Raw genomic sequence first — 10975 nt, forward strand, 5'->3', positions numbered from 1 at the left:
TCCATGCGGGGCGGGCTTACTGCGCGCCGGTGTGCTCCATGCCCACCAGCCCGACTTTGAGGTAACCCGCCTGACGCAGTGCGTCCATCACGCCCATCATCGTTTCGTAATCCACGGATTTGTCCGCGCGGAAGAAAATGGTGGTCTCTTTGTCGCCGTGCGTCTGCTGCGCCAGTTGTGCCGTGAGCTGCTCACGCGGCACCGGCACATCACCGACAAACAGCTGTTTCTCGGCGTTGACCGTGAGGAACAGCGGTTTTTCCGGGCGCGGCGACGGCTTGCTGGTGGAGGCCGGCAGGTCAACCCGCACGTCCACCGTGGCCAGCGGCGCGGCCACCATAAAGATGATCAGCAGCACCAACATCACGTCGATAAACGGCGTCACGTTGATCTCATGCATCTCCCCGCTTTCATCAATATCGTCATTCAGACGCATCGCCATCGTCAGTTACCCCACGCGCAGTTGCGGATTGGCGCGTTTGCTGCCGGCGTTGGCCGCCAGATCCAGATCACGCCCCTGCAACAGCAGCAATTGGGCAGCAACGTCCCCGAGCAGGTGGCGGTAGGCGGCAATCAGGCGGGCGAAGATGTTATAGATCACCACCGCCGGAATTGCGGCCACCAGGCCGACGGCGGTTGCCAGCAGCGCTTCCGCGATGCCCGGTGCCACCACAGCGAGGTTGGTGGTCTGGGTTTCGGCGATGCCGATAAAGCTGTTCATGATGCCCCAAACAGTGCCGAACAAACCAACGAACGGCGAAATCGCGCCGATGGTCGCCAGGAAACCGTTGCCGCGCCCCATGTGGCGGCCGGCCGCCGCCACGCGGCGCTCCAGGCGGAAGCTGGTGCGATCTTTAATGCCGGCGATGTCTGCCGATTGCGCTGACAGCTCCAGCTCGTTTTGCGCATCCGCCAGCAGCCGGGCGCTGAGGCTCTTGTCATCAAAGCCCTCTACCACGGCGGCGGCTTCGTCCAGCGAGGTCACGGAAGCCAGTGCGCGCAGTTCACGGCGCAGGCGGCGTTTGGCGGCAAGCAACTCGCTGCCCTTGGCGAACAGGATCGCCCAGGTGACGACCGAAGCCAGCAGCAGGCCAATCATCACGGTTTTGACTACCGCGTCCGCGTGGTGATACATGCCGAGCACCGACAGATCCTGTGGGATCACCGGCTGGGCCGCAGGGGCGGACGGCTGCGGGTCAGCGGCCATCACCGGGGCCGCCGGCGCAGCGGTTACCTGCGCGCTCTGGGCGGCCGGGGCGGTATTGGTGGCTGGGGCCGCCAGCGCCGGGCCGCTCAACCCGGCCAGCAGGCACAGGGAGGCCAGCGCCAGGCGCCCACGGCGTTGTGTGGTGTTTTTTACTGCTACGGCGGATGTGGGCATCCCCAACTTCATCATCATGCGAGCCAATTTGCTACGCCTCCACCCTAAATCATCAACGTTGGAAGAAATAAATCAGTGCGGGATCATATCAAACACAGCAGGGATTGATAGTGGTTCTCATTATTATTTACGCACGCAAGAGATCAAGGTCAAGGCAAGTGAAATATCCATAAGGAAAGTGAGCGGCAGGCAGAAGGGAGGGCGGGAACGCGCCGATGCAAGCGCTGTTTTTTTAGCCGCATCACAAATCCGGGGGCCGCGCCAGCGCTGGCCGTGACGCAGATCGGATTTACTTTAAAAAGCCATTTCAACAAATTTTCAATACCATTTCAAAGTGTATAATCGCGTTAATAAAATGTTTCAAATTTAACAAGACCCCCTTTTTCCTTTGACGTTTCCCGGCCTTCCCCTGCCCCTGGAGAGAACCATGACACTGCGAAAATCCCTGCTGGCCCTGAGCCTGTTTTCCGCCACGCTGTTCATCAGCCCTTCGTCCCTTGCCCAGACCATTAAGGCCGCGGATGTGCACCCGCAGGGCTACCCGAATGTGGTGGCGGTGCAGCATATGGGGGAAAAACTGGAGAAGGCCACCGACGGGCGGCTGGAGATTAAAACCTTTCCCGGCGGCGTGCTGGGCGATGAGAAACAGATGATCGAGCAGGCGCAGATTGGCGCCATTGATCTGATCCGCGTGTCGATGGCGCCGGTGGCAGCCATTCTGCCGGAAATTGAAGTGTTCACCCTGCCCTATATTTTCCGCGACGAAGACCATATGCATAAGGTGCTCGACAGCCAGGTCGGGCAGGAGATCGGCAATAACATCACCAATGACCCAAAATCCCGCCTGGTGTTCCTCGGCTGGATGGATTCCGGCACGCGGAACATGATCACCAAAACCCCGCTGACCAAACCGGAAGACCTGAAAGGCATGAAGATCCGCGTGCAGGGCAGCCCGGTGGCGCTGGCCACGCTGAAAGCGATGGGTGCCAATGCGGTGGCGATGGGCGTGAGTGAAGTCTTCAGCGGCATGCAGACCGGCGTGATTGACGGCACGGAAAATAACCCGCCGACCTTTGTCGCCCATAACTACCTGCCGGTGGCGAAATATTACACCCTGACCCGCCACTTCATTATCCCGGAGCTGTTCCTCTACTCGAAAGCGAAATGGGACAAATTAAGCAGCGAGGATCAGCAACTGATCCTGAAGCTGGCCAAAGAGGCGCAGACTGAACAGCGCCAGCTGTGGGCCGCCTATAACGAAAAAGCGCTGCAAACCATGAAAGCCGGCGGTGTGAAATTCCAGGAGATAGACACTAACTATTTCTATAAGGCCACCCAGCCAGTGCGCGATCAGTTCGGCAAAGCCCATCAGGATCTGGTGAATAAAATCAACGACGTGAAATAAGCCTGTTCACGTCCAGCCTGTTACCCGGGGGAAATTATGGCCCGTTATTACCTGTCGTCGATGGATGTGCTCTACCGGCTGGCAATGTGGATTTCCGGCATTGCGCTGCTGCTGATGGTCGCGGTGATCCCGGTCGGTATTTTTTACCGCTATGCGCTGAATCAGGCGCTCTCCTGGCCGGAGCCGGTGTCGATCATCTGCATGGTGACCTTTACCTTTGTCGGTGCGGCGGTGAGTTACCGCGCCGGATCGCACATCGCCGTCGGTATGGTGACAGACCGGCTGCCGCCGGTGTGGCAGAAAGTCGCGGCGACGCTGGCTGACCTGCTGATGCTGGCGCTGAGCCTGTTTATCCTGGTCTACAGCACCACCCTGTGCCGCGAACTCTGGGAGCAGCCGGTGGCGGATTTCCCGGTGCTGACCGCCGGGCAAACCTACCTGCCGCTGCCGCTTGGCTCGGCAATTACCCTGCTGTTCGTGCTTGAACGGCTGATGCTGGGGCCGCAACACCATCGCCGGGCGGTGGTCTTCGGCACCTCGGAAACCTGATACGGGGCGACTCTGATGGATGCATTTGTTCTGCTGTTCTCGCTGGCCGTGCTGCTGGCGATTGGCGTGCCGGTGGCCTATGCCGTGGGGCTGAGTGCGGTGGTCGGCGCGTTGTGGATCGATCTGCCGCTGGAAGCGCTGATGATCCAGCTCACCAACGGGGTGAACAAGTTTTCCCTGCTGGCGATCCCATTCTTTATCCTGGCCGGGGCGATCATGGCGGAGGGCGGCATCGCCCGGCGGCTGGTAAGCTTCGCCTATATTTTTGTCGGGTTTATCCGCGGTGGGCTGTCGCTGGTGAACATCATGGCCTCGACCTTCTTCGGCGCGATTTCCGGCTCCTCGGTGGCGGATACCGCCTCGATTGGCTCGGTGATGGTTCCAGAGATGGAAAAAAAAGGCTATCCGCGTGATTTCGCCGCCGCGGTGACCGCCAGCGGCTCGGTGCAGGCGATTCTGATCCCGCCCAGCCATAACGCGGTGATCTACTCGCTGGCCACCGGCGGCAGCGTCTCGGTGGCGGCGCTGTTCATCGCCGGCGTCCTGCCCGGCATTCTGCTCTGTTTGTCGCTGATGGTGATGTGCGTCGGTTTTGCCCATGCCCGCGGCTACCCGAAAGGTGAGCGGGTGCCGTTCCGCGAGGCGCTGAAGATCTTCATCGACACCCTGTGGGGGCTGATGACGGTGGTGATTATCATGGGCGGCATCCTGAGCGGTATTTTTACCGCCACGGAGTCGGCGGCCATCGCCTGCCTCTGGGCCTTTTTCGTCACCATGTTTATCTACCGTGATTACAAATGGTCTGAGTTGCCGAAACTGATGTACCGCACGGTGAAAACCGTCACCATCGTGATGATCCTGATCGGTTTCGCCGCCTGCTTCGGCGCGGTGATGACCTTTATGCAGTTGCCGACCCGCATCACCGATTTCTTCACCGCGTTCTCTGATAACAAATATGTCATCTTAATGTGCATTAATATCATGCTGTTGCTGGTCGGCACCTTAATGGACATGGCACCGATTATCCTGATCCTGACGCCGGTGCTGCTGCCGGTGACCACCTCGCTCGGCATTGACCCGGTGCACTTCGGCATGATCATGATGGTCAACCTGGGTATTGGGTTAATTACCCCGCCGGTTGGCTCGGTGCTGTTTGTCGCCAGTGCGGTGAGCAAGCAGAAAATTGAGGCGGTGGTGAAAGCGATGATGCCGTTTTACATCGTGCTGTTCATTGTCCTGATGATGGTGACGTACATCCCCGCGATTTCGTTGTACCTGCCCACCCTATTTGGTGTGCACGCCGGTTAAGTGTGACTCCCCTTTGCCCGTGTCGCGTCGTGACGGGCTTTTTTCATTTCCCATCTATTCTGCCGGAGGTTTTTTCTCTTCTCCGGCAGAATGCTGTCTGAATCTGCTGTTTTTCCGTCCGGCGGGGAAAAGCATCCCCCGCCTGCCCGGCTGCGTGGTAAGTTAGGCGGAAGTTCGCAACATTAACAACAGGTAACCGGGCAACATGGCAGGAAAACATCGTGATACCGCGCTGGTCAGCGCCGGACGGCAGAAAAAATATACCCACGGCTCCGTGAATGCCGTGATCCAGCGGGCCTCTTCGCTGGTGTTTGATTCCGTGGCAGCGAAAAAACACGCCACCGCCCACCGTGCGCAGGGCGAGCTGTTCTACGGCCGCCGCGGCACCCTGACCCACTTCGCGTTCCAGGACGCGATGACCGAACTGGAAGGCGGTGCCGGGTGCGTGCTCTACCCGTGCGGCGCGGCGGCGGTGAGCAATGCCATCCTTTCGTTTGTCAGCGCGGGCGATCACCTGCTGGTGATTGGCTCCGCCTATGAGCCGACGCAGGATTTCTGCAGCAAAGTGCTGGCGAAAATGCAGGTCAGCACCACCTATTTCCCGCCGATGACAGGCGCCGGCATCGCGGAACTGGTGCAGCCCAACACCAAAGTGCTGTTTCTGGAATCCCCCGGCTCCATCACCATGGAAGTGCCCGATATCCCGGCGATGGTCAGCGCCGTGCGCGCCGTCGCCCCGGACATCGTGATCATGATCGACAACACCTGGGCGGCGGGCATTCTGTTTCCGGCGCTGGCGCATGACATCGACATTTCGATCCAGGCCGGCACCAAGTACATCATCGGCCACTCCGATGCCATGATCGGTACCGCCGTCGCCAATGCGCGCTGCTGGGAGCAACTGCGCGAGCACTCCTACCTGATGGGCCAGATGGTCGATGCCGACACCGCCTACATGGCGGCGCGCGGCCTGCGCACGCTGGGCGTGCGGCTGAAGCAGCATGAGGCGAGCAGCCTGCGGGTGGCGCGCTGGCTGCAAACCTGCCCGGAGGTGGCGGAAGTGCGCCACCCGGCGCTGCCCGGTTGCCCCGGCCATGAATTTTTCCAGCGTGATTTCAACGGCAGCGCGGGCCTCTTCTCCTTTATCCTGAAAGATCGCCTGAGTGATGCCCAGCTGGCGCACTACCTCGACCACTTCACCCACTTCAGCATGGCCTACTCCTGGGGCGGGTTTGAGTCACTGATTCTGGCCAACCAGCCGGAAGAGTTGCAGGCGATCCGCCCGGCGGAGACGCTCCCGTTCAGCGGCACGCTGGTGCGGCTGCACATCGGCCTGGAAGATTGCGACGATTTAATTGAGGATCTGGCAGCCGGGTTTGCCCGTCTGCGTCCGGCCTGATCGCCTGCCGCCCCCGGCGCACTATAATGAGAGTAGACTGACGGCGCGTCGTCGGGCCCGATCGGCGCACGTTTTATTCGCAACGGGAAGAACAATGGAAGTACTGAGACACATCCTCCACGCGCTCTGGCAACAGGACTTCAGCGCGCTGGCCGATCCGGGCGTGATCTGGATTATCTATGGCGTGTTGTTTGCCACCTTGTTCCTGGAAAATGGGTTGTTGCCGGCCTCCTTTTTGCCGGGCGACAGCCTGTTACTGCTGGCCGGGGCGCTGGTCGCCAAAGGGGTGATGAGCTTTATCCCTACGCTGCTGATCCTCACTGCGGCCGCCAGCCTCGGCTGCTGGCTGAGTTACCTGCAGGGGCGCTGGCTGGGCGATACCCGGCTGGTGCGCCGCTGGCTGTTGCAACTGCCCGCCCATTACCACCAGCGGGCGTTTCATATGTTCAACCGGCACGGGCTGATGGCGCTGCTGGTGGGGCGTTTTCTGGCCTTTGTGCGCACCCTGTTGCCGACCATGGCCGGCATCTCCGGGCTGAGCAATACCCGCTTCCAGTTCTTTAACTGGCTGAGCGGCGCATTGTGGGTCAGCGTGGTGGTGACACTCGGCTTCGCTTTCAGCCAGATCCCGCTGGTGAAGCGCCATGAAGATGCGGTGATGGCCGGGCTGATGGTATTACCGATGCTGTTACTGGTGCTCGGGCTGGCCGGTGTGGTGGTGATGTATATCCGTAAAAAAAGAGCCACTGCGCGGTAACGTGAACACGTAACACGATCCTTTAATAAAAACCCCGCCGGGCAACCTGTCCGGCGGGGTTTTTATTTATTCATCAAATCTAGAAAATAATAAAATTCTTACGCGCCAGATCTATTAATTAACCCCAGATTAATTACTCATTAATAAACCATAAATTGAAAATTATGCCGAACAACGATTATATAAAGCGCGAAAAGTTCAATTTAAAAAATATTAAACCGTCCCTCCCTAATTAATAAGAGTCACCTCGATTAAGAAAGGATCTCCTATGTTTAAGAAAAATTTGATAGCAATGGCGCTTCCCCTGATGCTGGCAACTGCCGGTGCACAGGCCACTAATCTGTACGACAACGAAGGCACCAAAATTGATTTCACCGGCTCCATCCGGTTAATGATGGAAAACTCCGATTCCCGCGATCAATATAATCCGGGTAAAGATTCCACCCAGCTGAAAGACCAGGATTCCCGCTTCGGTTTCAGCTTTGACCACGCCTTTAACCAGGGCCAGGCACACGGCATCGGCTATCTGGAATTCGGTAACGATACCCAGAAAGGCGAAGGCGATTTCGAAATGGCGAACCGCCAGGGCTGGGCCGGTTTCCGTATGGACGGCATCGGTGATTTGACCTTCGGCCGCGTCACCTCCCCGTTCGATGACATGGCACGGTCTGACTTCACCTATGAGTACGGCGGCGCAATGGGCTTCGGTGCCTATAACGGCGGCTTTATCGGCCGTACCAGCGGCACCGGCACCGGGGAAGATGAGTTCATCTCCCGCGTTTCCAATACCATCCGCATCATGAGTGCCGACTTCGACGGCTTCAGCTTCGGCGGCACCTACACGATGCAGACCGAAACGGATGACGGCGATACCGGCCTGCAAAACGCCTACACGCTGGCGGCGTTCTACAACTTTGGTACCGACAACCTGGATATGTACGTGGGTGCCGGTTATGGCTATGCCCATCTGGATGAAAATGGCGCAACGCTGGCCGGTCAAGAGGGTGTGCCGGGCTATAATTATACGGCGGTTTCTAACGGCAGTGACTATGACGGCGAAGACGGCACCGAGCAAATCTGGGGCCTGGCCGGTAAGCTGACCCACAAACCCACCAACCTCTCCTTCGCCATCGACGTCGGCCAGGTCTATATGGATAACGTGATTTCCGGCGACGTAGGCTACGACGGCAACCAGAACGCCGATAAAGCGCTGTTCTACGTAGGCGACACCGCCACTGTGAACCTGTTTGGTCTGGGCGTGAAATGGGCCTATGACGGCGACAGCAGCATCTACGGCGGTTACTACCTGAAAGACGCTGATGACGAGCTGTATAACTGGAAAGAACAGAAATACGTGATCGGTACCGATTACTACTTCACCAAAAACGTCGTGGTGTGGGGTGAATATGCCTATATCGACACCGAGTCTGAAAAATGGACTGACGCTAATAACGTGAAACATGATTTCGCTACGGTAGGTGATGACAACCGTATCGCTGCCGGTATGCGCATTTACTTCTGATGAAATACCATTTCTGATGACGTAAATAACCAGGTTAGTGCCCGTTACCCTCATAACGGTATTAACAATAACCACTGTTATTTTTCCTTGATTTATTTTACGGCGCTCTCTGTGGCGCCGTTTTTTTATGCTGCGAACCGGCGTTTTTTTATGCCGTGAACCGGCGTTTTTTTATGCCGTGAAACGGCGTAATTGGCCCCTCCAGTCAATCTCTGCCCTATGCGCACACCGGCAATCTGACGCTGTCCGTTACGGGCACCAACCACCACAGCAAGTCATACCATCTTGACTACACTAATAGGTCATCCGCACTCTGTTCCGTGTTCCACACGGGAAACCCGCATAAGGAGATACCCATGACGCAACCCATCATCAAACTGCACGATGGCAACCTGATGCCACAACTGGGCCTTGGCGTCTGGCAGGCCAGCAACGAAGAAGTGCTCGTCGCCATTGAGAAAGCCCTGGAGACCGGTTATCGCCATATTGATACCGCGATGATCTACAAAAATGAGGAAGGGGTCGGCAATGCGCTTCAGTCAGCCTCGGTGCCGCGTGAGGAGCTGTTCATCACCACCAAGCTGTGGAATGACGACCAGCAAAACGCGCAGGCGGCGTTGGAAAAGAGCCTGGCGCGTTTAAAACTCGATTATGTGGATCTCTACCTGATCCACTGGCCGGAGCCGAAACAGGATAACTATGTTGATGCCTGGAAAGCGCTGCTGAAACTGAAAGAACAGGGGCTGACCAAAAGTATCGGGGTCTGTAACTTCCACATCCCACACCTGCAACGTCTGCTGGATGAAACCGGCAGCGCGCCGGTGATCAACCAGATTGAGTTGCACCCGCTGATGCAGCAACGCCCGTTACACGCCTGGAACGCCACGCACAATATCGCCACAGAATCCTGGAGCCCGCTGGCCCAGGGTGGTGAAGGGGTGTTTGACCAGCCGATCATCATGAAGCTGGCCGAGAAGTACGAAAAAAGCCCGGCGCAGATCGTCATCCGCTGGCACCTCGACAGCGGCCTGATTGTCATCCCGAAATCGGTAACGCCAAAACGCATCGTGGAAAACTTCGATGTGTTTGATTTCCGCCTGGAGAAAGAGGAGATGAGCGAGATCGCCAGACTCGACAGCGGCAAACGCCTCGGCCCGGACCCGGACACCAAATAACGCCGGTGACACACGTAAAAAGAGCCTCCTTGGAGGCTCTTTTTTTATTCCCTGCGGCCCTTAATGGGCGGCGCTGGCGGTGCCGGCTTCCTCCTGGGCCACCGCGGCCTCTTCGGCTTCCTGTTGCAGCAGCTGTTTTTCATAGACTTTAAAGAACGGGTAATAGACCACGGCGGACACCAGTGCCAGCACCACCACCAGCAGCGCGGCGCGCAAATCCCAGCCCGTGCCCCAGGCGGCACCGATAGGTGCCGGGGCCGTCCACGGCACCACGGAAATAACCCGGCCAATCAAATCCATTTTTACAGCGGCATAGGCGATCACCGAGTTCACCAGCGGCGCGACGATAAACGGCAGGAAGAACGTCGGGTTCATCACTATCGGCGTGCCGAAGATCACCGGCTCGTTAATGTTGAACGCGCTCGGCACCAGGCTGAGTTTGCCGATTGCCCGCAGGTGCGCACTGCGGCTGCGCAGGTAGAGCAGCACCAGCCCAAAGGTGGCCCCGGAGCCGCCAATCACAATAAAGAATGACCAGAACGCCTCCATAAAGATGTGCGGCATCGGCAGCCCGGCGGCCAGTGAACTCTGGTTAACCCCCAGGTTGGTCAGCCAGAACGCCTGCAACATGCCGGAGACAATCACCGCCCCGTGAATACCGGCAAACCAGAGCAGGTGCGCCAGCAGCACCGACAGCAAAATGGCCGGCAGCGAATCCGCCGCGGAGATCAGCGGCTGGAAGATCGCCATAATCGCCTGTGGCAGCAGCATCTGGAACTGGTCCTGGATCAGCAGGCTCAGCGGGTAGAGGGTCAGCACCACCACCAGAATCGGGATCAGCAAATCAAAAGATTGTTTAATTTTGGCCGGTACCTGATCGGGCAGGCTGAAGCCGATGTTGTAGTGCTTGAGCAGCCGCACCAGCTCGGTGGTATAGAGCGCCACCAGAATGGCGGTGAAGATGCCGATGCCGCCCAGCGCGCCGGTCGGCAGTGCCTTATCCACCTGCGGGGCCGCCACCAGTAAAAAGGACATCAGCGCCAGCATCGCTGCCATAAACGGGTCGAGCTTATAGCTCTGCGCCAGGTTATAGGCGATGGCGGCGGTGATGTAGATCGACATAATCCCCATCGTCATATTGAACGGCGTCAGGATTTCAGTTTCGTAATTCCCGGCAATGGCCAGCCACCAGCGCGCCAGGCTCCAGCCGCTTTCGGCCGAAAAAGGCGGGTAAGCAAACACCAGTAAAAATGAACCGACGATCATAAACGGCATCGCCGAGATAAACCCGTCCCGGATCGCCATCACATGGCGCTGGGTGGAAAGCCGGCCCGCAATCGGGCTGATGCGTGTTTCAATAAAGCTGAAGATAGACTGGCTGACGCTCATGTATTCAACCCTCTGAACCGGACAGAGATACGATCCCGCTCGGCGGAATCACCCATGTTTCATCACGAACCTGCCCTACTGGAAGGCAGG

The 10975-nt window shown here is 58.0% G+C and carries 10 protein-coding genes; 7 read left to right on the forward strand and 3 right to left on the reverse strand.

Going from position 1 to position 10975, the window contains the following annotated elements:
* Positions 1 to 16: 16 nt before the first annotated feature.
* Positions 17 to 442 (reverse strand): TonB system transport protein ExbD, encoded by a 426-nt coding sequence (gene exbD, locus CYR55_RS14375; protein WP_101816925.1) that lies wholly within the window; start codon positions 440 to 442, stop codon positions 17 to 19.
* A gap of 6 nt (positions 443 to 448) precedes the next feature.
* Positions 449 to 1381, reverse strand: a complete 933-nt coding sequence (gene exbB, locus CYR55_RS14380; RefSeq protein ID WP_241522158.1) for a tonB-system energizer ExbB — start codon at positions 1379 to 1381, stop codon at positions 449 to 451.
* Between the two features lie 427 nt (positions 1382 to 1808).
* Between exbB and CYR55_RS14385 the strand changes: the two genes are divergently transcribed.
* The 7 genes from CYR55_RS14385 (at position 1809) to dkgA (ending at position 9496) form a co-directional block, all read left to right on the forward strand.
* On the forward strand, positions 1809 to 2786 hold the full coding sequence (locus CYR55_RS14385) for a TRAP transporter substrate-binding protein (RefSeq protein ID WP_101816929.1): 978 nt from the start codon (positions 1809 to 1811) through the stop codon (positions 2784 to 2786).
* 36 nt (positions 2787 to 2822) lie between these two features.
* Positions 2823 to 3335: a TRAP transporter small permease gene (locus CYR55_RS14390; protein WP_101816932.1), complete on the forward strand. Its 513-nt coding sequence runs from the start codon at positions 2823 to 2825 to the stop codon at positions 3333 to 3335.
* A 15-nt stretch (positions 3336 to 3350) separates the two neighbouring features.
* Positions 3351 to 4643: a TRAP transporter large permease gene (locus CYR55_RS14395; RefSeq protein ID WP_101816935.1), complete on the forward strand. Its 1293-nt coding sequence runs from the start codon at positions 3351 to 3353 to the stop codon at positions 4641 to 4643.
* Positions 4644 to 4848: 205 nt separating this feature from the next.
* Positions 4849 to 6042 carry a cystathionine beta-lyase gene (metC, locus tag CYR55_RS14400; protein WP_101816938.1) on the forward strand — a complete coding sequence of 398 codons (1194 nt, stop codon included), beginning with the start codon at positions 4849 to 4851 and terminating at the stop codon, positions 6040 to 6042.
* Between the two features lie 94 nt (positions 6043 to 6136).
* Positions 6137 to 6799, forward strand: coding sequence for a DedA family protein (locus CYR55_RS14405; protein ID WP_101816941.1), 663 nt, complete (start codon positions 6137 to 6139; stop codon positions 6797 to 6799).
* Positions 6800 to 7067: 268 nt separating this feature from the next.
* A complete protein-coding gene (locus CYR55_RS14410; RefSeq protein WP_101816943.1) occupies positions 7068 to 8321 on the forward strand; it encodes a porin in 1254 nt (417 codons plus the stop codon).
* A gap of 356 nt (positions 8322 to 8677) precedes the next feature.
* Positions 8678 to 9496, forward strand: a complete 819-nt coding sequence (gene dkgA, locus CYR55_RS14415; protein WP_101816945.1) for a 2,5-didehydrogluconate reductase DkgA — start codon at positions 8678 to 8680, stop codon at positions 9494 to 9496.
* A 60-nt stretch (positions 9497 to 9556) separates the two neighbouring features.
* Here the strand turns inward: dkgA and CYR55_RS14420 are convergent, their stop codons facing one another.
* Positions 9557 to 10885, reverse strand: a complete 1329-nt coding sequence (locus tag CYR55_RS14420; protein ID WP_101816947.1) for a PTS sugar transporter subunit IIC — start codon at positions 10883 to 10885, stop codon at positions 9557 to 9559.
* Between the last annotated feature and the right edge of the window lie 90 nt (positions 10886 to 10975).

Source organism: Chimaeribacter californicus (assembly GCF_002858675.1).
In the GTDB taxonomy this organism is placed as follows: domain Bacteria; phylum Pseudomonadota; class Gammaproteobacteria; order Enterobacterales; family Enterobacteriaceae; genus Chimaeribacter; species Chimaeribacter californicus.